The sequence below is a fragment of the Actinomadura rupiterrae genome (assembly GCF_024172125.1).
GTDB lineage: Bacteria > Actinomycetota > Actinomycetes > Streptosporangiales > Streptosporangiaceae > Spirillospora > Spirillospora rupiterrae.
Genome location: NZ_JAMZEA010000010.1, coordinates 325,265 through 351,358, shown reverse-complemented (window position 1 = coordinate 351,358; position 26,094 = coordinate 325,265). Strand labels below are relative to the sequence as shown.

The following is a 26,094-nucleotide window of genomic DNA, read 5'->3' as shown; positions in this document are numbered from 1 at the left end:
GGCGCGAAGCTGCGGGCGGGCGCGAAGCTGCGGGCGGGCGCGAAGCTGCGGGCGGGCACGGGAGCTGCGGGCGGGCACGGGAGCTGCGGGCGGGCGCGGGAGCTGCGGGCGGGCGCGGGTGGCTAGGCTTGGAACGTGACCGAAACCCACCCCGGCGGGCCGGCGGACGACGAACTCATCTGCTCGGCCAAGGGCTGCCGGGCCCCCGCCGCCTGGGCGCTGCGCTGGAACAACCCGAAGATCCACACTCCGGAGCGGCGCAAGGTCTGGCTGGCCTGCGACGACCACCGCGCTCAGCTCTCGGAGTTCCTGAACCGCCGCGACTTCCTCCGCGACGTCATCCCGGTCACCGACCTCACCCCCGCCGACGGCTGACCAGGCCGGTGCCAGGTTCGGGCGTCAGGGCTGGGCGTCGCCCTTCCAGGACTCGGCCATCTCGCTGACGCGGGCGGCGGCGTCCCGGGCGGCGGCGCCGCGTCCGACCGCGAGGCCGATCAGGTAGGCGGTCAGCGGCGCGGCGGGCCGGGCCACCCCGTGAGCGACGTCGCGGGCCAGGTCCAGGACCAGGTCGCGGTCCATGTCGGAGCGGTCGATGCCCAGTTCCAGGCACACCGCGTCGATCCAGTCCTCCAGCACCGTCATCTCCCCCTTAGCCGGCTGCCGCAACCGATCGTACGGCCCGGAGGCGGCGCGGTCGGCGGCGGCCAGCGTCTCCGGGGTGTCGCAGTCCGCCCACGGCGGCCACTCCCCCGCGTCCCGCGCCGCCACTCCGGCCGGACGCAGTTGCCGCAGCACCCCGCGCAGCCGCGTCCCCTCGTACGCGTCAAGGGCGTGGCGGAGCGCGTCCGTCCGCCACACGCCGGTCAGCCATTGGACGCGGCCGTCGTCGTCCACGAACACCGCGCCCTCGGCGCCGCGCCGCGCGGCCGCTCCCACCAGCGCCGCGACATGCTCGGGCGCCAGGAACGGCAGGTCGGCGGCGAGCAGGACCGTCCAGGGAGCGGCGACCTCGGCGACCCCCGCGCGCAGAGCCGGGACAGGCCCGGCGCCGGGCGGGTCCTCCCGGACGTAGCGGGCCTGCGGGAGGGCGGGATGCCTCGGGCCGACGATCACCAGCCGTCCTGCCGCCTCGACTGCGCGGGCCGTCCGGACGATCAGCGGCGTACCGCCGACCGTCAACGCCGGCTTGTTCGCACCGCCGAGCCGCCGCGCCAGCCCGCCCGCCAGCAGCACCGCGTCGAAGTCGGGCGTGGGCTCCCTTGCCATGCGCGCGGGCGTCAATCGTTGTGCGTGCTGGTGCCGGTCTCGCGCTCGTAGGCGCTGAGGTTCTGCTCCAGCGCGCGCATCAGCTCCCACACCTGCCCCGGCGGGATCCGGACACGGGCGACGACGCGCGCGGGCACGTGCACGTACCGCTCGCCGGTCGCCCGGTCCTCGGCGACCTCGGGCGGCCGTACCTCGGTCGCGAAGTCCAGCACGAAGCTGTCGCGGGCCCGCCAGACCGAGGCGAACCCGGCGAACGCCCCCACCTCGGCCTCCGGAGGGACGGTGATCTCGACACGGGTGTCCAGCGGCTCGTCCGTCACCCCGCCATCGTCGCACGTCGCACGGACCCCCGCCGTCCCCCGCGCCGCCGCCCGCGGCCGACGCACTTGGGCGCGGCGCACGGGCCCGACGGATCTGAGGCACCGTTGACGGACGTGGAACGCGCGATCCGACGCGTCTCAACCGCCGTTGGCGGGCAGGGGCGCACAGGTTCGACGGCTCTCAGCCGCTGGGGCGGACGTGGGGCGCCCGGGTTCGGCGGGTCTCAGCCGCCGATGGCGGACATGGGGCGGGTGGGCTGGAGGAACGTCGGGTCGTCGATGCCGTGGCCGGCGCGCTTGCGGGCGACCGCCGCGCTCCACCGATCGGCGAGGTCGTCGTCGGTGGCGCCGGCGCGCATGGCGTCGCGCAGGTTGGACTCCTCGGTGGCGAACAGGCAGTTGCGGACCTGGCCGTCGGCTGTGAGCCGGACGCGGTCGCAGGCGCCGCAGAACGGGCGCGTCACCGAGCCGATCACGCCGACCGTCTCGGGGCCGCCGTCCAGCAGGAACGATTCGGCCGGGGCGCTGCCGCGCTCGGCGGAGCCGGCCGGGGTGAGCGCGAACGCCTCGCCGAGGCGGGCGAGGATCTCGTCCGCGGTGATCATGTCGTCGCGGTTCCAGCCGTGCTGGGCGTCCAGCGGCATCTGCTCGATGAACCGCAGCCGGTAGCCCTGCTCCAGGCACCAGCGCAGCAGCGGGACGGCCTCGTGGTCGTTCACCCCGCGCATCAGCACCGCGTTCACCTTCACCGGCAGCAGGCCCGCGTCCCGCGCGGCGGCCAGGCCCGCCAGGACGTCCGGGAGCCGGTCGCGGTGCGCGAGGCGCCTGAACGTCTCGCGGTCGAGGGTGTCGAGCGACACGTTCACCCGGTCGAGGCCCGCGTCCGCCAGCGGCGCCGCCAGGCGGGCCAGGCCGATCGCGTTGGTGGTCAGCGACACGCGCGGGCGCGGCGACAGCTCCACCGTCCGGCGCACCAGGTCCGGCAGGCCCCGGCGCAGCAGCGGCTCGCCGCCGGTGTACCGGACCTCGGTGACGCCGAGCCGCTCCACCCCGATCCGGACGAGCCGGACGACCTCGTCGTCGGTCAGCAGCTCGGGCTTGGGCAGCCACTCCAGCCCCTCGGCCGGCATGCAGTACGAGCACCGCAGGTTGCACCGGTCGGTGAGGGAGACCCGCAGGTCCGTCGCGGTCCGACCGAAGCTGTCGACCAGCACGGGCGCCCCTTCCTGCCGTTCGGAACCCTGACGTCCGGTTCCTGCCGTTCGGAACTCTGACGGTCCAGCCTATTGCCCGGGTTGACGATCCGGCGCACCGCGGGAGACGGTATCGGCGCGATCCGTGCCCGCCGCGTTCGGAGGTTCCTCCAAACGCCCCGCCACCTGGAGGTCCCATGCCCGCCGCCCGCCAGTGGGAGTTCGCCGGTCGCAACGGCGCGGTCACCGCCCGGATCTGGCCGCACGACGCGCCGCGCTACGTCGCCGTCCTGGTGCACGGCTACGGTGAGCACCTGGGCCGCTACGAGCACGTGGCGGAGTTCCTGCACCGGCACGGCGCGCTGGTCTGCGGCCCCGACCACGCCGGGCACGGCCTGTCGGCGGGCGAGCGCGTCCTCATCGACGACGTGGACGACCTGGTCGCCGACCTGCACACCGTCGTCGAGTCCGCCCGCGAGGACCTGCCCGGGCTCCCGGTGGTCATGATCGGGCACTCGATGGGCGGGCTCATCGCCACCCGCTACGCCCAGCTGCACGGCGCCGGACTGGCCGCGCTGGTGCTGTCCGGGCCCGTCCTCGGCCGGTGGGACGCGCTGTCGGCGCTGCTGGAGCTGCCCGAAATCCCCGACATCCCGATCGACCCGGCCACGCTGTCCCGCGACCCCGAGGTCGGGAAGGCCTACGCCGCCGACCCGCTCGTCTGGCACGGGCCGTTCAGGCGCCGCACCGTCGAGGCCCTCGACGCGTCGATCAGGGCCGTGAACGCGGACGGCTCCCTCGGCGACCTGCCCGTCCTGTGGCTGCACGGCGAGGACGACCGGCTCGTCCCGCTATCGGGCACCCGCCTCGGCATCGAGGCGATCCGCGGGCCCGGTCTCACCTCGAAGGTCTACCCGTCCGCCCGCCACGAGATCTTCAACGAGACCAACCGCGACGAGGTCCTCACCGACGTCACCGCAGCCATCGACGCCACACTCGCAACCACGCCCCCTCGCTGAACGCCCCCAGCGGCCCGGCACCGCATTCGCGCGGCGGACGGCGCTTGACCCTCACACCGTGTCAGGCGCTGATCTGGAGACACCATGTTCACCATCGGAGAGTTCGCCCGGCACGGGCGCGTGTCGGTCCGGATGCTGCGGCACTACGACGCCCTCGGCCTCCTGCACCCCGCGCACGTCGACGCGGCCAGCGGCTACCGGTACTACACCGCCGCCCAGCTCGCCCGCCTCAACCGCGTCATCGCGCTCAAGGACCTCGGATTCACCCTCCAGCAGGTCCGGGAGATCCTCGACGACAAGGTCACCACCGAGGAGCTGCGCGCCATGCTCCGGCTCCGCCGCGCCGAGCTCGAAGCGGCCATGACCGCCGCCGCGGCCCGGCTCGTCCAGGTCGAGGCGAGACTCCGGTCGATCGAAAGGGAGGGCCAGATGCCCAGCGAAGACGTCGTGGTCAGGAACCTGCCGCCCGTCCGCGTCGCCGAGGTCTCCGGCGTCGCCACCGGATTCGACAACATCGGGCCGGTCATCCAACCGCTCTACGGCGAACTGTTCCAGCTCCTGGAGAAGGCGGGCATCGCTCCGTCCGGACCCGGCATCGCCTACTACGAGGACGCGCCCGACGGCGGCGTCCTCGTCCACGCCTGCGTCCAGGTCGACGCCCCGCTCCACGACGACGACCGCCTCCGCGTCCTGGACCTGCCGGCCGTCGAGCAGGCCGCGACGATCATGCACCACGGCGCGCCCGCCGCCGCCCTGCCGACGATCCAGGCCCTCGGACGCTGGATCGACGCCAACGGCTACCGCTCGACCGGCTACCCCCGCGAAGTCAACCTCGAATGCCCCGAGAACCAGGACGACTGGGTCACCGAGCTCCAGGAACCCGTCGTCCTGGCCACGGGCGTCACCGCTTGAGCCGATCCGCCCGATCCCATACCAGCGGGCGCAGCACGTCCGGGTGGACCGGGGCTTCCAGGCCGTCGAGCACGTCCGCGCGGGCACGCCGCGCCACCGACACATCGCGCCGGAAGTCCCGGAACACCTGGACCTCACCGGACGCGTAGAAGCACATCCCCTCACCCAGATACGAATGGTCCGTCCCGTACTTGTTGTGCGGATTGAGCATCCCCGACAGGACCGCCCACTCGCGCATCTCATGCGGTGTGTGCACCCGGAGTACGACCAGGCCGTTCAGGTTCTCCACACGGCCGCGGAGCGGATCGTCCCTGTCCTCGTGCTCCCTGAACCACGCGCGCGGAGCGGTCAACGCCTCGTCCAGGCCATGCGTCCGCCACCGGACCGTCCCCTCCGGCGCGGACGACAGCGGAAGGCGCGCCTTCAACGCCCGCGCATGCCGACCCGTGAACGGCGTGTCCCACGCTGGCACCAGCACGATCGGATCCGCCGGGTCCCCGTCGAACGGCGTGGTCGTGACGAACTCGCGATCGATCACCACGATCGTCCCCGGCCGCGACTGGTACGACAGCCCCCAGAGCAGCCGGGCCAGCACCCGCGCGCCGTGCTGGTCCGACAGCACATGCCACGTCCGGTGGTACAGGTTCGTGCTGAACCGAACCGCCGTCCCCGGCCGCAGCGAGATGACCGTGTGAGGACGGCCCGCAAGACCCACCGAACGGCGATGCACCTTCATGCCGTCCGCCGCGGCCCGCGCCGTACCGGGCCGCTGCCTCTTCCGAGCCGTCCTCACCCTCACCCCTTGATGCAGATCAGCTGGCGCAGGTGCGCCACGACCTCGACCAGATCGGTCTGCTGCTGCATGACCGTCTCCAGGTCCTTGTACGCACCCGGGATCTCATCGAGCACGCCCCCGTCCTTGCGGCACTCGACACCCCTGGTCTGCTCCTCCAGGTCCGCCACCGTGAACGTCTTGCGCGCCTTGTTCCGGCTCATCCTCCGCCCCGCGCCATGCGACGCCGAGTTGAAGGCGAGCGCGTTCCCCAGGCCGCGCACGATGTAGGTCCCGGTCGCCATCGAGCCCGGGATGATGCCCAGGTCGCCCGACCCGGCGCGGATCGCGCCCTTCCGGGTGACCAGCAGCTCGACGCCGTCGTAGGTCTCCTCCGCCACGTAGTTGTGGTGGCAGGAGATGACCTCGCCCCACTGGCAGCGCTTCTCGCCGAACCGCTGCGTGATCACGTTCTGCGCGAGCGCCATCATGACCGCGCGGTTGCGCCGCGCGTACTCCTGCGCCCAGAACAGATCGTGCCGGTAGGCCTCCATCTGCTCGGTCCCAGCAAGGAAAACCGCAAGGTCGGGGTCGGGCAGATCCTGGTTATGCGGAAGCTTCCGAGCAGCCTCTACATGCCGCTCAGCCAGCTCCTTCCCGATATTCCGAGACCCAGAATGCAGAACAATCCAGACGTTCCCCTCGTCGTCGGAACACAGTTCCCAAAAATGATTCCCGGACCCGAGCGTGGCAATTTGGACACTCGCCCTTCCGCGACGGTTCTGCACACCCGGATGCAGCGATTCGAATTCCTTCCAGAACTCGTACCAGCCGCGCATCTTCAGGCCGGGGACGCCGGACGGGTCCACCGCCTCCTTGTGAACTCCACGGCCGACCGGAATGGCCGCCTCGACACGGCGCCGGAGCCCCGATAGATCGTCCGGCAGATCCTCGACGGTCAGCGACGACTTCACCGCCGTCATCCCGCAGCCGATGTCCACTCCGACGGCGGCCGGAGACACGGCATTGCGCATGGCGATGACCGAACCGACGGTCGCGCCCTTGCCGTAGTGCACGTCCGGCATGACGGCCAGACCCTCCACCCACGGCAGACGCGAAACATTCTGCAGCTGCTGCAGCGCGACGTCCTCAACGGTGGACGGGTCGGTCCACATGCGGATGGGGACGCGCCCGCCCTTCAGCTCCCGATACGGCACGTCGTGCCCCTTCCGAACTCGATAGTGATGCGAACCGGGAACTATGACGCCAGACCACCGCAATCCGGTTCAACTCATTTTCGGTGCCGTCGACCACGACACATCTTCGTTACCAGCAGTCACAAGACATGCACTCAAAGTTATGAGATTTTCAGCTTTTCAACTCAAGGATGCGTATAGTATTCAGCCCGGCGAGTCGAATAAAAGTTCGAATGATCCAACTCGAAGAGCGGTGCAATGAAACCCGAAGAATGCTCACATCCGGGCTGTGCAAAACCCGTGAAAACCCGCGGGATGTGCAATGCCTGCTACAAGCGGTGGATGAAGGCGACTCCCGTGGAGTTACGGCCTCCGGTACGCATTGGGCTCGCGCCCAAGGAGATCGATCTGGAGCACTGCCGTCGCATGTTCGACCTTGCTCGACCGGAGATGGCCTACCTGTTCGGATTCCTCCAGGCAGATGGAAACCTGTACAATTCGACGCGTAATCGAGGACGCGTCTCGATCGAACTCTCGCAGCGTGACCTGCCTCTCCTTGAGACCTTCCAGCGGCTCGTCCCCTACCCGTCCACGATCACCTTCCGAACGCGATCGACGAACTTCACCACCAACGATCCCCACCGTTCGGCGGTATGGAACCTGTATGACCTGGAGGTGCGCCGCACTCTTGAAGGTCTCGGGCTGCCGCCCGGCAAGAAGTCGGCCGTCATCAAGCCGCCCCAGCCGCCGTTCAGTGAGCCCGACTACGTGCGGGCGCTCGTCGACGCCGACGGTTCCGTGGGATTCACGGGCCAGGGCTACCCGTTCGTCAGCTTCACAACGGCGAGCCCGGCTCTGAGCACCTACGTCTGCACCAAGGTCTTCGAGGTGACAGGCGTTCGGCGCAATGTGCAGCCGAACAACCGCGACGGCATCTACAACCTGCTCCTCACCTCCGATCCGGCTGTGAAGTTCGCGCGCTGGCTGTACTACGACGGCTGCCTGGCGCTCGAACGCAAATACACGAAGGCTATCGAGGTCGCCGCCTGGGTCCGTCCCGAGGGCATGCGAAAACGCGCCAACCCCCGCCGGTGGACGCCCGAGGAAGACCAGGTCGTCCTGTCGATGAAGACAGCCGAGGCCGCCACAGTCCTGGGGCGCACAGAGAGAAGCGTCGCGATCAGACGAGTGCGCCTACGGCAAGGAATCACCCTTCCGCCGCTCATCGAGTAGGGAGCGGCTGCTACGCAAGGCGCCCTTCGCCCAGTCCGAAGAAAGCTCGGTGCTGGGCTCTACCCACCCTGAACCGAAGACATACCGCCGAGTGTGATCGTCCTGGCCTGAATACACCGAAAACGAAGGGACGGGCTCATGAATGCAGGCCGAATCGCACTCAGAGGCGCCATGGCGGTGACGGTCGCCGCCACCGCATCGTTGGCCGGCGGCACCGCGCAGGCGGCACCAGGTTCCCAGCCTGGCCGTTCGCAGGCGGCCGGTCCGAAGTTCTGCGGCACCAGCGGCGGGGACGATGTGGGGGTCACTCTGGAGGCCAACTCAGTACTGCGGTCGACACCGTGGCCGGAGGGCGACCCGGTCGGATGCTACGGACCACAGGGTTCGACGGGGCACACCATCGACGTCTCGGTGTTCGCCGCCAAGGTCCAGATGTACTGCTGGACCTACGGCAACTGGGAGGACGACGACGCCTCGGCGGGCGGCGGCACCAGTGTCTGGTACCGAGTCGACGGCGCGAGCGGCAGCTGGGGCGGCGCATGGACCAGCGGCGTTAACGTGTTCGGTGGCCACAGCGCCCCACCCACCCTCCGCCGCTGCCTCCCCTGAGCAAGCCCCCAAGGCAGCCGTATCCCAGCTCAGGCCTGAGCCCAGTCTGGGGGCGGCGTGGCGGGCAGCCTGCTCAACGCCGAATGCACGGCGGAGACGACAGCCGCAGATCGGACGCCCGCGCGGCGCGGACACAGAAACGGGCAGCAAGCACGGCGCAGGGGCATACGCGGGCGTAGCTCGGGGGTGGGTCACGCGCTTCGCAAAGGTTGCGGTCGCGGGTGTGCGCTGTGCGGGAGCGCGGCGCGGGCGGTGAGGCGCGCAGCGTGGACGGGGAGCGCGAGGAGGCGCGCAGCTTTGGGTGCCTGACCGCGCGTGCGCGAGTGGAGTGGGGCGCATTGCAGGGAGGTGTGCGGCGTGGTCCAGGCAGCTCAAGCAGCCCGCGCGTGTTAGCTCGGGCAGCCCCGACCGCGCGGCGCAGGCGAAGCACGGGCAAAGCGCGGCACGGCAAAGCGCGGGGCGGGCGCTGCGCGGGGCGGGCGATGGTGTGGAGCGGGCGATGGTGTGGGGGCCGCGGAAGGCGGGTAGCGCGCGGCGCTCATGCTTGCGCGGGTGTGGTCTCGGAGCGGGCGCAGCGTAGAGGTTTGCGCGGTCCGGCCAGCCAGGCGGCGTGCACTGCGGGCAGGCGAGCGGTGCGGGCGGGCTTGCGGTGTGGGCGAGTTGGTGCGCGGGTGGGTGGGGTTAGTTCGGGAGTTGGACTATTTGGATGAGGTTGCCGCAGGTGTCGTCGAAGACGGCGGTGGTTACGGGGCCCATTTCGGCGGGGTCCTGGGTGAAGGCGACGCCGAGGTCGGTGAGGCGGCGGTGTTCGGCGCGGACGTCGTCGACGGCGAAGGAGGTGGCGGGGATGCCGTCGTTGGCGAGGGCCTTCTTGTAGGCCTGGGCGGCGGGGTGGCTGTCGGGTTCGAGGAGGAGTTCGGTGCCGTCGGGGTCGTCCGGGGAGACGACGGTGAGCCAGCGGGCGCCGCCGGCGGGGATGTCGTTCTTCTTCCTGAAGCCGAGGGTCTCGGTGTAGAAGGCCAGGGCCTTGGCCTGCTCGTCGACGAAGACGCTGGTGACGTAGATCCTCATGGGGTGTCCTCCGGTGGTCGGCGGGTGAGCCATCGGGTGGCGATGCGCTCCAGCGGTCCGGTGTTCAGGTCGTGGAACTTGTAGCGGCCCTCGCGGCGGATGCGGACGAGGTCGGCGGCTTCGAGGACGGCGAGGTGCTGGCTGACGGCCTGGCGGGTGAGCGCCAGGTCGTGCCGGGTGATCAGGCGGGTGCAGATCTCGAAGAGGGACTGGCCGTCGCGTTCGGCCAGCTCGTCGAGGATGAGCCGCCGGGTCGGGTCGGCGAGGGCCTTGAAGAGGTCGTCCTCCACCACTCCATGTTAGGCAAGTCGCGGCTTGCCTAACAAGGCGGGGTGGGGCGTCCGTCCTGGTCAGCCGGTGGCGGGGACGCGGTGGCCTTCGGGGAGGCGTTCGGTGCGGCCCTGGTGGTGGAGGTGTTCGAGGAGGGCGATGGTCACGCGGCGTGGCGCTTCGAGGGCTTCGCGGGCCTGGCCGACGGTGAAGGGCTGCGGGAGGTCGTGCAGGAGGCGGAGGGCGGCGCGGTCGGCGCCTGGGAGCAGGACGATGTCGCCGGGGAGGCGGAGGACGGCTCCGGCGCGTTCGGCGACGGCGAGGATCGGCGGGGTCAGGCCGAGGGTGGTGAGCCGGTCGGCGGTCGGGGCCTGGAAGGGGGTTTCGGACAGGTCGGCGCGCAGGGCGTCGACGGCGGCGACGACCGGGGGCGGGAGGCCGGGTCCGTGGACGCGTCCGGCGTCGAGGCGCAGCGGCGGGCGGACGAGGGCGGTGACCAGGCGGCGGGCGGGCAGGGCGAGCCGGAGCCGGGCGGACTCGACGGGCAGGCCGGGGGCGAGAGGCCGGTCGGTGGCGTGCCGGTCCACCTCGTCGGCGAGGCGGCGGTGCAGGGCCTCCCAGTGGGCGGGGTCGGCGAGCCAGTCGTCGTCGAGGGTGACGGCGCCGGGCGGCGGCTGGCAGCCCATGAGGGTGAGGTCGTCGCGGCGCAGCACGCCGTGGCGGCGCAGGACGTGCGCGCCGTCGGGCCGGTCGGGCCAGGTGGCGAGCTCGCGGGCGCGGGCGGCCGCGGCGCCGCGGCGGACGAGGGTCGGCGGCCGGACGTCCAGGACGCTGACTCCGGCGACGGCGCGGCGTCCGGGATCGCGGAGCAGCGCGGTGTCGCCGACGTGCAGGGGGACGCGGTGGTTGAGGGTGAGGCGGGCGGTGTCGGGGCCGAGGGGGCGGAGCCGGACGGGGACGGCGGCGGACCCGATGTGCAGGGTCATCTGGCGGGCGAGGCGGCCGGAGGCCTCGCCGAAGTGGATGCGGACGTCGAGGGTGGTCGCGGATGTCCAGCCGCCAGGGCTGACCAGGGCCATGCCGCGGGCGACGTCCTCGCGGGCGACGCCGCGCAGGTTGAGGGCGACGCGGGCGACGCCGCTGATCTTGTCGGTGCGCTGCCGGGTGGTCTCGACGGCGCGGACGCGGACGCGGCGCCCGGCGGGCATGAGGAGCAGCTCGTCGCCGGTGCGGATCGTCCCGGCGGGCAGGGTGCCGGTGACGACGGTGCCGCTGCCGGTGACGGTGAAGGCGCGGTCGATCCAGAGCCGGACGGGCGCGGCGGCGTCGGGGACGGGGAGCCGGGCGGCGAGCCGGTCGAGGGCGGCGACCAGGTCGGGCAGGCCCTGGCCGGTGGTGGCGCTGACCGTGACGGCCTCGGCTCCGGCGAGTCCGGTGGAGGCGAGACGGGTGCGGGCCTGGCGGAGGGCGTGCCGGGGGTCGGCGAGGTCGGAGCGGGTCACGGCGAGCACGCCGTGCCGGACGCCGAGGGCGTCGAGCGCGGCGAGGTGCTCCTCGGTCTGCGGCATCCAGCCCTCGTCGGCGGCGACGACGAGCAGGACGGCGGGGACGGGTCCGACGCCGGCGAGCATGGTCGTGACGAAGCGCTCGTGCCCGGGGACGTCGACCAGCGCCAGCCGGACCCCGGAGGGCAGGTCGGTCCAGGCGAACCCGAGGTCGAGGGTGAGGCCGCGGCGGCGCTCCTCGGCGAGCCGGTCGGATTCCATGCCGGTGAGGGCGCGGACGAGCGCGGACTTGCCGTGGTCGACGTGTCCGGCGGTGGCGACGACCTGCATCAGTTCCCTTCCGTGGCGGGACCGGGGACGGCAGGCGGGCCGAAGGGAGCGGCGGGGGCGGTGAGGGCGGCGTGCACGGTGGCGTGGAGGGTCTCGTCGTCGTCGGGGTGGACGGAGCGGAGGTCGAGCAGCAGCCGGTCGTGGTCGAGGCGTCCGATGACGCCGGCGGCGCGAAGCACAGGCTCGCAGGCGGCGGGCAGCGACACGGCGTAACTGGGCAAGGTGACGCCGGGCGCGCCCCCTCCCCCGACCACGGCGGACGTGGCGACGACCCGCACATCCCAGCCGTCCGGGACGTCCCGTCCGACCTCGCCTTGAGGCCGAGCAGGCCCCGAGGACTCTGCGGGCGCAGGGGTCTCGACAGGCCCCGCGTGCGCGGGGGGCTGCGTGGGCGCAGGGGTCTCGACAGGCCCCGCGTGCGCGGGGGGCTGCGTGGGCACAGGGGTCTCGACGGGCCCCGCGGGTGCGAGGGGCTGGCCGACCTGCGCGGGCCCGAGGGTCTTGGCGGGCTGCGCAGGCGCAGGGGCCTCAACGGGCTCCGCAGGTGCGAGGGGCTGACCGGCCCGGACGGGCCCAGAGGTCTTGGCAGGCTGCGCAGGCGCAGGGGCCTCAACGGGCTGCGCGGGTGCGGGGGGCTCGACGGGCCCCGCGTGCGCGGGGGGCTGCGCGGGCGCGGGGGCTTCGACGGACTGCGCGGGGGCGGAGCCGGGCGGGCGTTGGGGCGAATTGGAGCCGGGGCGTGGAGGTGTGGCCACTGCGGCGGCTAGGTGTTCGGCGCGGTGGCGGAGGTCGTCGGGGCGGGCGTCGAGCATGGCGCGGACGGGTGGGACGGGGCCGCGCAGGGTCGCTTCCAGGGCGGCCAGGGTGAGCTTGTCGACGCGCAGGGCGCGGTAGAGGGGGTGGCGGCGCAGGCGCGCCAGCAGGTCGGTGTCGCCGAGCAGGAGCCCGGCCTGGGGGCCGCCGAGGAGCTTGTCGGCGGACGCGGTGACCAGGTGCGCACCGTCCTTGAGGGTGGTGAGGGCGTCGGGTTCGTCGGGGATGGCGGGGTGCGGGGCGAGCAGGCCGGAGCCGATGTCCACGATCAAGGGGACGCCGAGCCCGGCCAGATCGTTGACGGGCGGGGCATAGGTGAAACCCTCGATCGTGAAGTTGGACGGGTGGACCTTGAGCACGAACCCGGTGTCCGGGCCGATGGCCTCGGCGTAGTCGGCGAGCGTGGTGCGGTTGGTGGTGCCGACCTCGCGGAGGCGCGCGCCGGTGGCGGTGAGCAGGTCGGGCAGCCGGAACCCGTCGCCGATCTCGACGAGCTCGCCGCGGCTGACGATGATCTCGCGGCCGGCGGCGAGGGCGGTGGCGGCGAGGGCGAGCGCGGCGGCGTTGTTGTTCACGATCTGGACGCCAGTGCCGGGCGGGCAGGCGTCGCGGAGGGCGGCGAGGGCGCCGGCGCCGCGGGGTCCGCGCCGTCCGGTGGCGAGGTCGTACTCGACGTCGGCGCATCCGGCGGCGGCGGTGAGGGCGTCGCGGGCGGCGGCCGACAGCGGCGCGCGGCCGAGGTTGGTGTGCAGCAGGACGCCGGTGGCGTTCAGGACGGGCCGCAAGGTCGTCGCATGCTCGGGCAGCGTCGCGAGGACGTGCGCGACCAGGTCTTCAGCGGCCAGCTCCCCCGCGCGGACGCGTTCCTGCGCGTCGGTGACGGCGGCCTTCACGAGCCGTCGCCCGAGCCGTCCCTGCGCGTCCGCCAACGCCGGGTCGGCGAGGACGGCGTCGGTCCGCGGAACGGCGCGGCGCGGGTCGCCGGTGCGCATGGCGGCGCTGCCGGAAGGGTCGTCGAAGGGGGTGTGCGGCCGGGGGTCCACCGGCATCACCCTAAGCAGGCCGACCCCCTCTAGGAAGTCAGCCGCGCCCACACTGTGAGACGAATGACATCACTGAAACTCATGTCCAGAGCGCCTTCTACCCGCAACCCCCCAAACCGCCCGCCGGATGGCGCGGGCGCGGTCAGGGAGCGGCCGGCGGGTCGCCGAGACTGCCCGGGGTGGTCTTCTCGGAGTGGGCGACGAAGTCGTCGACCATGCGGTGGACGAGCCGGGCGAGCTGGCGGAGTTCGTCCGGGGACCATTCGGTCAGCGCGTCGTCCATCCAGGCGCGGCCCACGGCGCGGATGCACTCGACGGCGTCCCGGCCCTTGTCGCTGAGGCGGACGCGCTGGGCGCGCCGGTCGTCAGGGTCGGGCACCCGGTCGACGTAACCGGCGCGTTCGAGGCGCTGGACCTGCCGTGTGACGTGCGGGGCCTCGACGACCAACCGCGCGGCGATCTCGCTGGGACGCATCGGGCCGCCGTTCTCGGCGAGCAGGCGGAGCAGCGGGACGGCGGCGCGGTCGACGGCGATGCCGGACGCCGCGACGACGCGGTCGTGCTGGCGGGCGCGGGTGAGCAGGTGCGCGACGCGGGTGAGCGCCCGCTCGATCTCCATGATCTCGTCGGTCGCGGGGGCGGGGCGCTGCGGGGACGTCATGTGACCCACCTTACAACGTACTTGCTTAACTTAAGTAAGTATAATCGGCGGGTCGGACCGACCCGGCTCGAAACGATCCGCGCCCCGGCCCGCGCCCCGACCCGCCCCGCCCCGAAGCCCCATCCGAAGCCCGCCCCCGAAGGCCACAATCCCGTCCCCCGCCCGCCACAACCCCGGCCGGACCCCCGGCTCCCGCCGAGCTCCGTATCGCCGGGGTTCCGCCTCCCTCCAGTTCCCGACCTGAGCCCCCGACCCGACCTCCAGTCCGTCCCGACGCCCGTTCCGCGCCCCGCACCACCCAAGCCGCGCACCCCGCCCCCGCCCGCCCCGAGCCACGCTCGAACGACGTCCCCGAACCGAAGCCTCGCCCCAGCCCCAGAACCGAAGCCCTAGCCCAGCCCCGAACCAAGTCCCGAAGCAAGTCCTGGACCAAGTCCCCGAGACCAGGTCCGAAGCGGTCCGAGCCCAGCGAGGCTCGTGGCCCGCGCCGAGTCCCTGACGCGCGGTCCGTGTTCCCCGGATCCGCGTCCCCCTAGTACGGAAGGCCGACGACGCCCATGACCCGCGCCACCGCGGCGCCGCCCAGTACGCCCGGGCGTTCCGCACCCGCCGCCCACACCGGGCTCGTGCTGTTCGCACTCGCCATCGCCGGGATGGTGGTGTCGGTGCAGCAGACCCTGGTGATCCCGCTGCTGCCAAGGCTGATGCAGCACTTCGACGCCTCGGTCACCACGGTGACCTGGGTGTTCACCGCCTCCCTGCTGGCCGGGGCGGTCGCCACGCCGCTGCTGTCGCGGTTCGGCGACATGTACGGCAAGAAGACGATGATCCTGCTGGCGATGGCGCTGCTCACGGCCGGTTCGGTGGTGAGCGCGCTGTCGGACTCGCTCGGCGTGCTGGTGGCCGGACGGGCGCTGCAGGGCGTGTCGTCGGCGATGATCCCGCTGGCCATCGGGATGATCCGGGACACCTTCCCGCGGGAGAAGGTGACCACCGCGATCGGCCTGGTCAGCGCGACCATGGGCGTCGGCGGCACCGCCGGCATGATCGTCACCGGGCTGATCGCCGACCACACCGACTCCTACCGGCCGGTGTTCTGGATCGCGGCCGGTCTCGCCGCCGCCGGGATGGTCCTGGTCGCCGTCAGCGCCAAGGACCTCGGCGCGCGCGGCGGCGGACGTCCCGACCTGGTCGGCGCGGCGCTGCTGGCCGGGTTCCTGGTGAGCCTGCTGCTCGGCATCAGCGAGGGCAACGCCTGGGGCTGGACGTCCGGCAAGGTGCTGGGGCTGTTCGCCGCCGCCGCGGTGCTGTGCGCGGTGTGGGTGGCGGTGGAGCTGCGCGTCCGGGAGCCGCTGGTGCGGCTGGGCCTGCTGGCCGGGCCGAAGTCGCTGACCGCGAACCTCGCGTCGGTGCTGCTCGGCTTCTCGATGTTCGCCGCGTTCACGCTGATCTCCAACTTCGTCCAGTCGCCGAAGGACAAGGTCGGGTACGGGCTCGGCGGATCGGTGCTGGACGTGGGCCTGTACATGCTGCCCAGCACGGTCACGATGCTGGTGTTCTCCGCGCTGGCCGGACGGATCGCCGCGCGGCTCGGCCCGGCGTTCACCCTGGCGATCGGGTCGGTGTTCGCGGGCCTGAGCTACGTGTGGCTGGCGGTCTCGAACGGGCACGTGTACGACGTGCTGGCGTTCAGCGCGATCCAGGGCATCGGGTTCGGCGTGGCGTACGCCGCGCTGGGCACGCTGGCGGTGCAGCACGTCCCGCTGAGCCAGAGCGGCATCGCGTCCGGGATCAACTCGCTGGTCCGGACGGCGGGCGGCAGCATCGCGGGCGCGGTCACCGCGTCGGTGCTGACCAGCCGCGTCATCCCGCACACGCCGATCCCGACGCTGCACGCCTACGTACTGTGCTTCTGGATCGTGGCTGCAGGCGCGGGTCTGGCCGCGCTGGTCGCGCTGTACCACGGCCTGCGGCACGGCGCCCACCACGTGTCGGACGAGACCGCCCCCTCGACCGTCGTCACCACCGCCGACTGACCCCACCCGCGCGCCCGCGACGCGCGGCCCGACCGTCCGCCGGCACGCGCTCGGCCCGTCCCGCACGTCCGCCAGCACGCGCGCGGCTCGTCCCGGACGTCCGCAGCACGCCCTCGGCTCGTCCCGCACGTCCGCTGGCACACGCTCGGCCCGTCCCGGACGTCGGCCAGCACGTGCTCGGCCCGTCCCGCATCTCCGCCTGCTCGTGCCGCCGGGCGGGCACCGCGCGTCCAATGTCGGGGTTCCGCCGTTCTGCGCCGTTGCGGCGCAGGGCGGTGCTGGGCGTTCTGGACAGGTTCCGGTGGGTTGCGCGGGTCGGCCGGAGTGGGCGGCATAGGGAGTGATGACCCTGGCGGGACGGTGTGGGGCCCTTGACGGGAGGCGCCCGGGCCGTCCCTTATAGGGGTGCGCCCCGAAACAACGGATTGGGGCCGGGGAGCCGACCGGAGGACGACGATATGGGCGCCTACGCCGCGGCGTACGAACGCAGCATCTCCGACCCCACCCGCTTCTGGGGCCTGGCCGCGCGCGACATCCGCTGGCTGGTGCCGCCCGACCGGGTGCTGGACGACGGCGCCCCGCCGTTCTACCGCTGGTTCACCGGCGGCGAGCTGAACACCTGCGACAACGCGCTGGACCGGCACGTGGAGGAGGGGCGCGGCGACCAGGCCGCGCTGATCTACGACTCCCCCGTCACCGGGACGGTCCGGACCTACACCTACCGGGAGCTGACCGAGCTGGTCGCCCGGTTCGCCGGGGCGCTGCGCGCGCAGGGCGTCGAGCGCGGCGACCGGGTCGTGGTGTACCTGCCGATGATCCCCGAGGCGGTGGTCGCGATGCTGGCGTGCGCCCGGATCGGAGCGGTCCACTCGGTGGTGTTCGGCGGGTTCGCCGCGCCGGAGCTGGCGGCGCGGATCGACCACGCCCGTCCCAAGGCGGTGGTGTCGGCGTCGTGCGGGGTGGAGGGGTCCCGGCTGGTGGCGTACAAGCCGCTGCTGGACGAGGCGCTGGAGCTGGCCTCGCACAAGGTGGACCGGTGCGTCATCCGGCAGCGTCCGCAGCTGCACGCCGATCTGGTGCGTCCGCGCGACGTGGACTGGGACGAGGCGGTCGCCGCGGCCGAACCGGCCGGGTGCGTGCCGGTCGCCGCGACCGATCCGCTGTACATCCTCTACACCTCCGGGACGACGGGACGTCCCAAGGGCGTGGTGCGCGACAACGGCGGGCACGCGGTCGCGCTGCGCTGGTCGATGGAGAACCTGTTCGGGGTCGGGCCGGGCGACGTGTTCTGGGCGGCGTCCGACGTGGGCTGGGTGGTCGGGCACTCCTACATCGTGTACGCGCCGCTGCTGACGGGCTGCACGACCGTCCTGTACGAGGGCAAACCGGTCGGGACACCGGACGCGGGCGCGTTCTGGCGGGTGGCGTCCGAGCACCGCGTGAAGGTGCTGTTCACCGCGCCGACCGCGATCCGCGCGATCAAGAAGGAGGACCCGGACGGGCGGCTGCTGGCCGAGCACGACCTGGCCGCGCTGGACACCCTGTTCCTGGCGGGCGAGCGCCTGGACCCCGACACCTACCACTGGGCGTCGCGGATGCTGGACCGCCCGGTCGTGGACCACTGGTGGCAGACCGAGACCGGCTGGCCGATCGTGTGCAACCCGCGCGGGCTGGAGCCGCTGCCGATCAAGCCGGGGTCGCCGTCGGTGCCGGTGCCGGGGTACGACGTGCGGGTGCTGCGCCCGGACGGCTCGCCCGCCGCTCCCGGCGAGGAGGGCGACATCGCCGTCCGGCTGCCGCTGCCGCCCGGGACGCTGCCCACGCTCTGGAAGGACGACGCGCGGTTCGTCGAGTCGTACCTCACCCGCTTCCCGGGCCACTACCTCAGCGGCGACGGCGGCCGGATCGACGAGGACGGCTACGTGTGGGTGATGGGCCGCACCGACGACGTGGTCAACGTCGCCGGGCACCGGCTGTCGACGGGCGTGATGGAGGAGGTCATGGCGGCGCATCCGGCGGTGGCCGAGTGCGCGGTGATCGGCGTCCGGGACGCGCTGAAGGGGCAGGTCCCGCGCGGGCTGGTGGTACTGAAGAGCGGCGTGGCGGACGCCCCGGAGGCGGTCTGCGCCGAGCTGGTCGCGATGGTCCGCGAGCAGGTCGGGCCGGTCGCGGCGCTGAAGCAGGTCACGGTGGTGGCCGCGCTGCCCAAGACCCGCTCGGGCAAGATCCTGCGCGGCACGATGCGCGGGATCGCCGACGGCCGGGACGTCCCGGTGCCGTCGACGATCGAGGACCCCGCGGTCCTGGAGACCCTGCGCCCCGTCCTGCGCGGCCCGTCCCCCGACCCCGCCTGACCGCCCTTCGCGCCGCCCGCCTGACCGCCTTCGCGCTGCCCGCCTGAGCGCCCTTCGCGCCGCCCGCCCGAACCGTCCTAATAGGACTTCTTGGGCCAGAAGGCGGCCACCAGGTACACCCCGATGACGGCGAAGGCGATCTGGAAGAGCGTCTCCCAGAAGTTCCATCCCTTGGTGTTCAGGCCGAACAGGTGGGACAGGCCGGTTCCGGCGAAGGCCGCGACGATACCGACGCCCACGGTCAGCCAGATCGACATGTTCTGCTTGCCGGGCACGATGAGGCGGCCCAGCGCACCGATGATCGCGCCGAAGATGATGGCGGTGAAGATGCCCCCGATGGTCATGTCCGCTCCCCCGGTCTGGAAGGGCCCCGCTCGGTCACGGAACCGTCCCCGATCAGATACCCCACCAAAGGATCATTGACACGACCCGTGATCAACCCGTGACGGATCGGACAGGCCGCAGGTCACGGCCATCCGTGTCGTCGGCCAAAAGAACGGACGAACCGGCAGGTGCGGGCCGCATCCTCGCGAGCCGATCTTGCCGGGAGCGGGCCGGACGTGGTGCGATGCATGCCTGCAAGTACTTACTGACATCGGAGGGCGCGATGACCACGATCTGCACGGCGCTGGCCGCCACCGCCGCACGGGACGCCGACCGGCCCGCCTACTCCGACCGCGTCGACGGCGAGTGGCGCACCCGCAGCTGGTCGGCGTTCCGGGACGCCGCGCTGGAGGCCGCCGCCGGGTTCGCGGCGCTCGGCCTGGACGCCGGGGACGTGGTCGCGCTGATGATGCCGAACCGGTCCGAACACGTCCTGGCCGACCTCGGCGCGGTGCACGCCGGCGGCGTCCCGACCACCGTGTACGCGACCCTGGCCGCCGACCAGATCGGCTTCATCGCCGCCGACGCGCGCGCCCGCTACGCGGTGCTGGACGGCCGCGACCAGCTCGACCGCTGGCTGCCCGTGCTGGACCGGCTGCCTGACCTGCGCCGCGTCATCGTCGTGGACGCCGCCGCCTGCCCGTCCGGCGACCGCTTCCTCACCTGGGACGCCTTCCTGGAGCTCGGCCGCGCCCACCTCCCCGCGCATCCGGACGACGTGGAGGCGCGCTGGCGGGCGGTCGCGCCGTCCGACACCCTGACCCTCCTCTACACCTCCGGCACGACCGGCCACCCCAAGGGCGTGCTGATCACCCACGAGATGGCGCTGGCCGAGACGCGGATGGTGGAGGACGCGTCGGTCCTGCCCGACCACAACGCCGCGATCTCCTACCTGCCGTTCGCGCACATCGCCGACCGGGTGCTGAGCTACTACCTGCCGATCCGGCGCGCCGCGCACGTCCACTTCTGCCCCGATCCGTCCCAGCTCACCACGGTGCTGCGGGAGGTGCGGCCGCACGGCTTCTTCGGCGTCCCGCGCGTCTGGGAGAAGATCATGGCGGGGATCCAGGCCGTCCTCGCCGCCGAGCAGGACGAGGCCAAGAAGCAGGCCGTCGAGGCGGCCCTGGACGCGGGCCGCGCCTACATCTCGTCCCAGGAGTTCGGGAACTCCCCCACGCCCGAGATCGAGGAGGCGTTCGCCCGCGCCGACGCCGCCGTCCTGACCCCGATGCGCGCGCTGCTCGGCCTGGACCGCGTCCGCCAGGCCTCCAGCGCCGCCGCGCCGCTGCCCGTCGAGGTAGCGCGGTTCTTCGCCGGCCTCGGCCTGAAGATCTTCGACGCGTACGGCATGACCGAGACCACCGGCGCCGTCACCGCCAACCTCGACGACTGCTTCAAGCTCGGCACCGTCGGACGCCCGTTCCCCGGCGCCGACCTCAAGCTGGACACCGACGGCGAGATCCTCGTCAAGGGGCCCACCATCACCCCCGGCTACCTCAACCGCGCCGAGGCCACCGCCGACCTGTTCACCCCCGACGGCTACCTGCGCACCGGCGACATCGGCACGCTCGACGCCGACGGCTTCCTGCGCGTCGTGGACCGCAAGAAGGAGATCATCATCACCGCCGGCGGCGAGAACATCGCCCCGTCCCTGGTCGAGAACCACCTCAAGGAGCACCCCCTGGTCGGCCAGGCCCTCGCCTTCGGCGACCGCCGCCCCTACGTCGTCGCGCTGATCACCCTGGACGGCGAGGTCGCCCCCGTCTGGGCCGCCGCGCACGGCCTGGACACCACCGACCTCGCCGCCCTCGCCGACCACCCCCTCGTCCTGGAGGAGATCGCGCTCGCCGTCGAGGACGCCAACACCCGCCTGGCCCGCGTCCAGCAGGTCAAGAAGTGGCGCCTGCTCCCCGCCGAGTGGACGGCCGAGTCCGAGGAGCTCACGCCCACCCTCAAACTCCGCCGCCGCGTCGTCCACGCGAAATACGCCGACGCGCTCGCCTCCCTCTACACCCCCTGATCCCGCTAGGCTCCCGGACGGAGGCGGACGAGCGCCTGGTGGCCTCCCCCGTCTTCAAAACGGGTGGTCCCGAGTACCTCGGGACGGTGGGTTCGATCCCCACCCGCCTCCGACCAGCCCAAACACCCCGCCACCTCTCCCCGCCTCACCCCGGAACGATCTCCACGACCCGGTTCTGAGAACAAAATGAGAACGCGTCGCGGCCCGCGAGAACCCGCCCCAGGCGGACGGCCGGACGAGGCGGGATCGCGGAGCGTCAGTCCTGGCCGCTGTGCCGGTCGGCGGGAGCGATCTCGAGCGATTTGATCAGGTCGCGCATCTCGGCGCGGTAGAGCCGGTCCGGCTCGTGGGTCTGCGGGCCCAGGTGGCCGTAGACCTCAAGGGCGACCAGGCCGTGCATGCGGCCCCACACGCGCAGGGCCAGCGCGAGGGCGGCGGGCGGCAGGTCGGGGTGGGCCGCGCGGACGGTGTCGACCAGTGCGGGCGCGAACTCGGCCCAGGTGTGGTCGGCGTCCTGGACGGCCCGGGCGTGCGGCCAGGCCGCGGCGATGAGGTCGGCGAGTCCGAGGCAGGCCCGTTTGGCGGCGTCGGGTGCGGGGCCGCCGGGCGGGGGCTGGTATCCGGCCACGGGGTCGCCGTAGATGAGCCGGAACCCCTGCGGGTTGGCCAGTGACCATTCACGCAGCGCGGTGGCCCAGGCCAGGATGCGCCCGGCGACGTCCCCGGGCGGGAGCGCGTCGCGGGCGGCCTCCACGTGGTCGACCAGCGCGGTGTAGACGTCGTCGATCAGCTCGGTGATCAGGGCGTCCCGGGTGTCGAAGTAGCTGTAGATGGCGCTGCCGCTCATCTGCATGTCGCGGGCGATCGCGCGCAGCGAGATGGCGTCGGGGCCGCCCTCGGCCATGTGCCGCAGCGCGGTCGCTTTGATCTCGGCGGTGGTCTGGGCCCGCAGCCGCGCCCGTCGCCCCAGTGTCTGCTGTCCCACGGTTGACATCGTACAGCGCTCCATTAGAGTGCGGCGTACAAAACTTGAGCGGTGCACGGAAATCGTGCGGCGTTCTCACTGAGATGAGGATCGAGATGGCCAACGTTGTGCTGTTCGACCAGGTGGGCGGGCCGGAGGTGCTCCGGTTCGCCAAGCTGCCGCTTGCCGAACCGGGGCCGGGCGAGGTGCGGGTCCGCATCGAGGCGATCGGGTTGAACCGGGCCGAGGCGCTGTTCCGCGCGGGCGGGTACTACTACCAGCCGACCCTGCCGGGGTCGCGGCTGGGCAGCGAGGCGGCAGGCGTCGTCGAGGCGGTCGGTCCGGAGGTGACCGGGTTCGCGCCGGGCGATGCGGTGAGCGTGCTGTCGATCGGTGAGGGCATGTCGCAGGGCGGCATCTACGCCGACCGCGCGATCGTCGCGGCGGACGCGCTGCTGCCGCGGCCCGAGTGGATGGACGCCCGCACCGGCGCCGCGGTCTGGATGTCGTACCTGACCGCCTACGGCGCGTTGCTGGAGGTCGGCGGGCTCCGGCCGGGCGACCACGTGCTGATCACCGCCGCGTCCAGCAGCGTGGGCACCGCCGCCGTCCAGATCGCCGGGCAGATCGGCGCGATCCCGATCGCGGTGACCCGGTCGGCCGCCAAGACCGCGCGACTGCTGCGCGCCGGCGCGGCCGAGGTCATCGCCACCGACACCGACGACCTGGCCGGCCGCGTCCAGGACATCACCGGCGGGCAGGGCGCCCGCGTGGTGTTCGACCCGGTGGGCGGGCCCGGCCTGGCGGACCTGGCGCACCACGTGGCCCGCGACGGCGCGCTGATCGTCTACGGCTGGCTGGACCCGCGTCCGGCGCCGCTGCCGATGAACTGGCCGCTCAACGTCCACGGCTACGGCGTCCACCACGTCGTCCGGGACCCCGACCGCATGCGCCGCGGCCATGCCTTCATCACCGCGGGCCTGCGCACCGGCGCGCTCGCCCCGGTGATCGACCGCACCTTCGACCTGCCCGACATGGCCCAGGCCCACCGGCACATGGAGGCGGACGGCCAGGTCGGCAAGATCGTCGTCACCGTCCGCCACTGACAGAGGACACCGGGGTCGCTTCCAGGCCTGGTCGCCGACCGGGTGCCGTGCCGGGCAGCTCCGTCGCCGTCCTGTCAGCCCTGTCTGCGCGGCAGGGTGAGGGACGCGACGGTGGTGGCCGTCAGCATCACTGCCGCGGCGCACAGGCCGACCCGCAGGCCTGACATGAACTCGTCCCCGTGCGCGAGCAGGGCTCCGAAGGCGGCCACGGCGAGCGCGCCGCCCGTCTGACGGAAGGAGTTCAGGATCCCGGCGGCCGTTCCGGCGCGATCCGCGGCGATGTCGTTCAGCAGGACGGCGGTCAGGGAAGGCACGAAGAAGCCCAGGCCGAGGCCGACCGGGACGAGCATCGACGCGATCACCGGCCTGCCGGTGCCGACGTCGATCCAGAGCAGGCCGAACATCGCCAGCGCGAGGACCGCCTGTCCGACGGCGATCGGGAACCGCGGCCCGAACCGTGCCGCAGCCCTGGCCGAGGCCAGGTTGGCTCCGGCGATCACGGCCGTCATCGGCAGGAACATCAGCCCCGTGGCCATGGGGGACAGGTCCAGAACGTCCTGAAAGAACAGGCTCAGCACGAACACCAGCCCGTAGAAGGCGGCATTGACGACGAAGCCGATCGCGACCGAAACCGTCACCGTGCGCGAACGGAAGAGGTCGAGCGGGATCAACGGCGCGGCGGTTCGGGCCTCGATCATGATGAACGCGGCCGTCGCCACTGCGGCGAGTCCCAGGCAGCCCAGCACCACGGGCTCGCCGAAGCCGTTCTCCCCTCCGTCGATCACCGCGAAGGTGAGCGCCGCGAGCGCGACGACCGCGGTGAGCTGGCCGTACGGATCGAGCGGCGCGATACGGCGCGGCGAGCGCTCCGCGCGGGTCAGCACAGCGAGGGTGGCGATGCCGACGGGCAGGTTGACGGCGAAGATCGCCCGCCAGCTCAGAGTGCTGGCCAGCACCCCGCCGGCCACCGGTCCGGCGGCGACCGCGACGGCTCCGCCGACGGTCCACAGCGCGATGGCCCGTGCCCGTTCGGCCGCGTCCGAGAAGGCCTGCCGGACCAGGGCCAGCGAGGACGGCAGCATGATCGCCGCCGCGCTCCCCTGGACCAGGCGAGCGGTGATCAGCTCGCCCAGCCCCGGCGCCAGCCCGCAGGCCGCCGAGGCGACCGTGAAGACCGCGACGCCGGCGCCGAACGCGCGGCTCGCCCCGATGCGGTCGGAGAGCGCGCCCGCGGAAAGCAGAAGTGCGGCGAACATCAGCGTGTACGCGTCCACCACCCATTGCAGCCCCGCAGTGCTGCCGCCGAGGTCCCGCCCGATACCGGGCAGCGCCACGTTCATCGCCATGCTGCTGAGGTTGAGCAGGAAGATGCCCATGAACGTGGTCGCCAGGATCAGCTTCGGTCCGGCCGTGCGGTGCCGGGCATCCTGCGCGACGCGGGCCGGTTCAACAGTGGTCACCCCATACAGGCTGGTGAGACCCGCGAGGACGAGGCAGACCGCGATCTTCCGGGGTGCGCCAGAGGTGGGTGCGACAGGGCCAGGCTCCGGGCCGGAGCCCTGCTCACACGCTGGCACAATGACGACATGACCGAGTTCGGGAAGTTCCTGCGGGCTCGCCGGGGCAACCTGCGCCCGGCGGACGTCGGGCTGCCCGCCGGAACCGGCACGCGCCGGACGCCGGGTCTGCGCCGGGAGGAGGTGGCGGCGCTGGCCGGTGTGAGCATCGACTACTACATCCGTTTGGAACGAGGCAAGGAGGCCCGTCCGAGCCCTTCGGTGGTCGAGGCGCTGGCCGAGGCGCTCCGCCTCGGCCGGGAGGAGAGCGGCTTCCTGCGCGAGCTGGCGGCGCGCGCGGCGCGGCGTGCGCCCGAGCCCCGGCCCCTGCCGTCACGGCGCGTCCGTCCGACCGTCACCCAGCTTCTGGAGACGCTCCGGCCCAACCCGGCGTACGTCGTGAGCCGCACCAACGACCTGCTGGCGGCCAATCCCGGCGGGCTGCGGCTGCTCCACGGCATCGCCGACTGGCCGGAGCGGCAGCGGAACACCGTTCGGTACATCTTCCTGCACCCCGCCGCCCGCGAGCTTTGGGTGGACTGGGAGCAGAAGGCCAAGGCGTGCGTCGCCCAGTTGCGGGCCATCGCCGGCAGCGATCCCGATGCCCCGGATCTCGCCGCGCTCGTCGGTGAGCTGATCGTCAAGAGCCCCGACTTCGGCCGGCTCTGGGAGCGGTACGAGGTGCACACGATCGGCGTCGGCGAGAAAACGCTCCGGCACCCGGAAGTCGGCACGATGACGCTCTCGCACGAGGGGCTCACCCTCAACCGCGCTCAAGGCCAGCGCCTCGTCATCTACATGGCGCCGCCGGGCAGCCCGGACCACGACAAGATGACGCTCCTCGACCTCGCCTACGGCCCGTCCGGCGAGACAGCGACCGCCTCGCCCTCCCGGAGCCAGAACAGCTAGGCGATCGAGAGGTCGTCGAACCTTGCGAGATCGCTCTGCCCCGTGCCAGCGCTGGGACCGAGCGCGACCGCAAGTTCAGCTACGGCCTCACCCAAGAGATAGTGGTGACTATTCGCAGCGTCCTCGTCACCCAGAGTGATGTATTGTCGTGGGGTGCGAGCAGCGCGGTTCACGAAGGCGTCCACCCGGCCGTCGGGTCTGGTGCTGCTCGTGCTGCTGTCGCTGGTCACGGCGCTGGCCGTGCATACCGACGTCGCCACCGCCGCGCCGGCGGCCCAGCCGGCGGCCGTGCACACCGCCTCGCCCGGTTGCGGGGACGAGGACGACGGTCCTAGCGGTCACGGCGACGCGTCCGCGGTGAGGCCTGCCCGGGTTGAACCGGGACGTCCCGGAAGCGCCCGGCTTCCTCGCGCGCTTATCAGCGAGTCCGTTCCGCTTCCGGAACCTCGCGCCGCCATCGCGGTGCCGGCCACGCGCGGCACCGACGTTCTCATCACCCTGGGCGTCTCCCGCACGTGACCGTCCTTCGGCGGCGGGCTCATCCCCTGCCTG

Annotated in this window: 24 protein-coding genes and 1 tRNA gene; 12 read left to right on the top strand and 13 right to left on the bottom strand. The window is 72.6% G+C overall.

Annotated features, from left to right (window positions below; translation table 11 throughout):
• Positions 1-135 precede the first annotated feature (135 nt).
• A complete protein-coding gene (locus FHU30_RS33685; protein ID WP_253881500.1) occupies positions 136-375 on the top strand; it encodes a hypothetical protein in 240 nt (79 codons plus the stop codon).
• A 24-nt stretch (positions 376-399) separates the two neighbouring features.
• Here the strand turns inward: FHU30_RS33685 and FHU30_RS47355 are convergent, their stop codons facing one another.
• The 3 genes from FHU30_RS47355 to moaA all read right to left on the bottom strand — a co-directional run bounded on the left by FHU30_RS47355 (position 400) and on the right by moaA (position 2,800).
• Positions 400-1,266, bottom strand: a complete 867-nt coding sequence (locus FHU30_RS47355) for an NTP transferase domain-containing protein (RefSeq protein WP_308211448.1) — start codon at positions 1,264-1,266, stop codon at positions 400-402.
• Positions 1,267-1,277: 11 nt separating this feature from the next.
• Complete coding sequence (locus tag FHU30_RS33670) at positions 1,278-1,586, bottom strand: DUF3467 domain-containing protein (RefSeq protein WP_253881498.1); 309 nt, start codon at positions 1,584-1,586, stop codon at positions 1,278-1,280.
• Between the two features lie 224 nt (positions 1,587-1,810).
• Complete coding sequence (gene moaA, locus FHU30_RS33665) at positions 1,811-2,800, bottom strand: GTP 3',8-cyclase MoaA (protein WP_253881497.1); 990 nt, start codon at positions 2,798-2,800, stop codon at positions 1,811-1,813.
• Between the two features lie 176 nt (positions 2,801-2,976).
• Here moaA and FHU30_RS33660 point away from each other — a divergent pair, with 176 nt between their 5' ends.
• The gene (locus tag FHU30_RS33660) at positions 2,977-3,798 is read left to right on the top strand and encodes an alpha/beta hydrolase (RefSeq protein WP_253881495.1); all 822 of its coding nucleotides are present in this window, start codon (positions 2,977-2,979) and stop codon (positions 3,796-3,798) included.
• A gap of 84 nt (positions 3,799-3,882) precedes the next feature.
• Positions 3,883-4,710 (top strand): MerR family transcriptional regulator, encoded by an 828-nt coding sequence (locus tag FHU30_RS33655; RefSeq protein WP_253881493.1) that lies wholly within the window; start codon positions 3,883-3,885, stop codon positions 4,708-4,710.
• Here the strand turns inward: FHU30_RS33655 and FHU30_RS33650 are convergent.
• Positions 4,700-5,425, bottom strand: a complete 726-nt coding sequence (locus FHU30_RS33650) for a hypothetical protein (RefSeq protein WP_253881491.1) — start codon at positions 5,423-5,425, stop codon at positions 4,700-4,702. The two genes, FHU30_RS33655 and FHU30_RS33650, sit on opposite strands and share 11 nt — an antisense overlap.
• Positions 5,426-5,505: 80 nt before the next feature.
• Positions 5,506-6,699: an RtcB family protein gene (locus FHU30_RS33645; RefSeq protein ID WP_253881489.1), complete on the bottom strand. Its 1,194-nt coding sequence runs from the start codon at positions 6,697-6,699 to the stop codon at positions 5,506-5,508.
• 321 nt (positions 6,700-7,020) lie between these two features.
• On the opposite strand from FHU30_RS33645, the gene FHU30_RS33640 reads away from it, so the two are divergent.
• The gene (locus FHU30_RS33640; protein ID WP_253881487.1) at positions 7,021-7,911 is read left to right on the top strand and encodes an LAGLIDADG family homing endonuclease; all 891 of its coding nucleotides are present in this window, start codon (positions 7,021-7,023) and stop codon (positions 7,909-7,911) included.
• Between the two features lie 138 nt (positions 7,912-8,049).
• Positions 8,050-8,520, top strand: a complete 471-nt coding sequence (locus FHU30_RS33635) for a hypothetical protein (protein WP_253881485.1) — start codon at positions 8,050-8,052, stop codon at positions 8,518-8,520.
• 681 nt (positions 8,521-9,201) lie between these two features.
• On the opposite strand, the gene FHU30_RS33630 is transcribed toward FHU30_RS33635, so the two are convergent.
• The 5 genes from FHU30_RS33630 to FHU30_RS33610 form a co-directional block, all read right to left on the bottom strand.
• The gene (locus FHU30_RS33630) at positions 9,202-9,591 is read right to left on the bottom strand and encodes a VOC family protein (protein ID WP_253881483.1); all 390 of its coding nucleotides are present in this window, start codon (positions 9,589-9,591) and stop codon (positions 9,202-9,204) included.
• Positions 9,588-9,881, bottom strand: coding sequence for an ArsR/SmtB family transcription factor (locus tag FHU30_RS33625; RefSeq protein ID WP_253881481.1), 294 nt, complete (start codon positions 9,879-9,881; stop codon positions 9,588-9,590). The genes FHU30_RS33630 and FHU30_RS33625 overlap by 4 nt, the downstream gene beginning before the upstream one ends.
• Positions 9,882-9,941: 60 nt before the next feature.
• On the bottom strand, positions 9,942-11,696 hold the full coding sequence (selB, locus tag FHU30_RS33620; protein ID WP_253881479.1) for a selenocysteine-specific translation elongation factor: 1,755 nt from the start codon (positions 11,694-11,696) through the stop codon (positions 9,942-9,944).
• Positions 11,696-13,552 (bottom strand): L-seryl-tRNA(Sec) selenium transferase, encoded by a 1,857-nt coding sequence (selA, locus tag FHU30_RS33615; protein ID WP_253881477.1) that lies wholly within the window; start codon positions 13,550-13,552, stop codon positions 11,696-11,698. Before selA ends, selB begins: the two co-directional genes overlap by 1 nt.
• Before the next feature lie 142 nt (positions 13,553-13,694).
• Positions 13,695-14,213 (bottom strand): MarR family winged helix-turn-helix transcriptional regulator, encoded by a 519-nt coding sequence (locus FHU30_RS33610; RefSeq protein ID WP_253881475.1) that lies wholly within the window; start codon positions 14,211-14,213, stop codon positions 13,695-13,697.
• A gap of 557 nt (positions 14,214-14,770) precedes the next feature.
• On the opposite strand from FHU30_RS33610, the gene FHU30_RS33605 reads away from it, so the two are divergent.
• Both FHU30_RS33605 and FHU30_RS33600 read left to right on the top strand, forming a co-directional pair.
• A complete protein-coding gene (locus FHU30_RS33605) occupies positions 14,771-16,249 on the top strand; it encodes an MFS transporter (RefSeq protein WP_253881474.1) in 1,479 nt (492 codons plus the stop codon).
• 458 nt (positions 16,250-16,707) lie between these two features.
• Positions 16,708-18,603 carry a propionyl-CoA synthetase gene (locus FHU30_RS33600; RefSeq protein ID WP_253881472.1) on the top strand — a complete coding sequence of 632 codons (1,896 nt, stop codon included), beginning with the start codon at positions 16,708-16,710 and terminating at the stop codon, positions 18,601-18,603.
• A 77-nt stretch (positions 18,604-18,680) separates the two neighbouring features.
• Here the strand turns inward: FHU30_RS33600 and FHU30_RS33595 are convergent, their stop codons facing one another.
• Positions 18,681-18,947 (bottom strand): GlsB/YeaQ/YmgE family stress response membrane protein, encoded by a 267-nt coding sequence (locus tag FHU30_RS33595; protein WP_253881470.1) that lies wholly within the window; start codon positions 18,945-18,947, stop codon positions 18,681-18,683.
• 263 nt (positions 18,948-19,210) lie between these two features.
• On the opposite strand from FHU30_RS33595, the gene FHU30_RS33590 reads away from it, so the two are divergent.
• Both FHU30_RS33590 and FHU30_RS33585 read left to right on the top strand, forming a co-directional pair.
• A complete protein-coding gene (locus tag FHU30_RS33590; RefSeq protein WP_253881469.1) occupies positions 19,211-21,007 on the top strand; it encodes an AMP-dependent synthetase/ligase in 1,797 nt (598 codons plus the stop codon).
• 19 nt (positions 21,008-21,026) lie between these two features.
• Positions 21,027-21,123: transfer RNA gene (locus FHU30_RS33585), tRNA-Sec, on the top strand.
• Positions 21,124-21,263: 140 nt separating this feature from the next.
• On the opposite strand, the gene FHU30_RS33580 is transcribed toward FHU30_RS33585, so the two are convergent.
• Positions 21,264-21,992 (bottom strand): TetR/AcrR family transcriptional regulator, encoded by a 729-nt coding sequence (locus tag FHU30_RS33580; protein WP_253881467.1) that lies wholly within the window; start codon positions 21,990-21,992, stop codon positions 21,264-21,266.
• A 95-nt stretch (positions 21,993-22,087) separates the two neighbouring features.
• Between FHU30_RS33580 and FHU30_RS33575 the strand changes: the two genes are divergently transcribed.
• Positions 22,088-23,077, top strand: a complete 990-nt coding sequence (locus FHU30_RS33575; protein ID WP_253881465.1) for a zinc-dependent alcohol dehydrogenase family protein — start codon at positions 22,088-22,090, stop codon at positions 23,075-23,077.
• Positions 23,078-23,151: 74 nt separating this feature from the next.
• On the opposite strand, the gene FHU30_RS33570 is transcribed toward FHU30_RS33575, so the two are convergent.
• Positions 23,152-24,537, bottom strand: a complete 1,386-nt coding sequence (locus tag FHU30_RS33570; protein ID WP_253881463.1) for an MFS transporter — start codon at positions 24,535-24,537, stop codon at positions 23,152-23,154.
• A 126-nt stretch (positions 24,538-24,663) separates the two neighbouring features.
• Between FHU30_RS33570 and FHU30_RS33565 the strand changes: the two genes are divergently transcribed.
• Both FHU30_RS33565 and FHU30_RS33560 read left to right on the top strand, forming a co-directional pair.
• Positions 24,664-25,542: a helix-turn-helix transcriptional regulator gene (locus tag FHU30_RS33565; protein WP_253881461.1), complete on the top strand. Its 879-nt coding sequence runs from the start codon at positions 24,664-24,666 to the stop codon at positions 25,540-25,542.
• Between the two features lie 153 nt (positions 25,543-25,695).
• Entirely contained in the window at positions 25,696-26,061 is a 366-nt protein-coding gene (locus FHU30_RS33560) for a hypothetical protein (protein ID WP_253881459.1), read from the top strand.
• Positions 26,062-26,094: the final 33 nt, after the last annotated feature.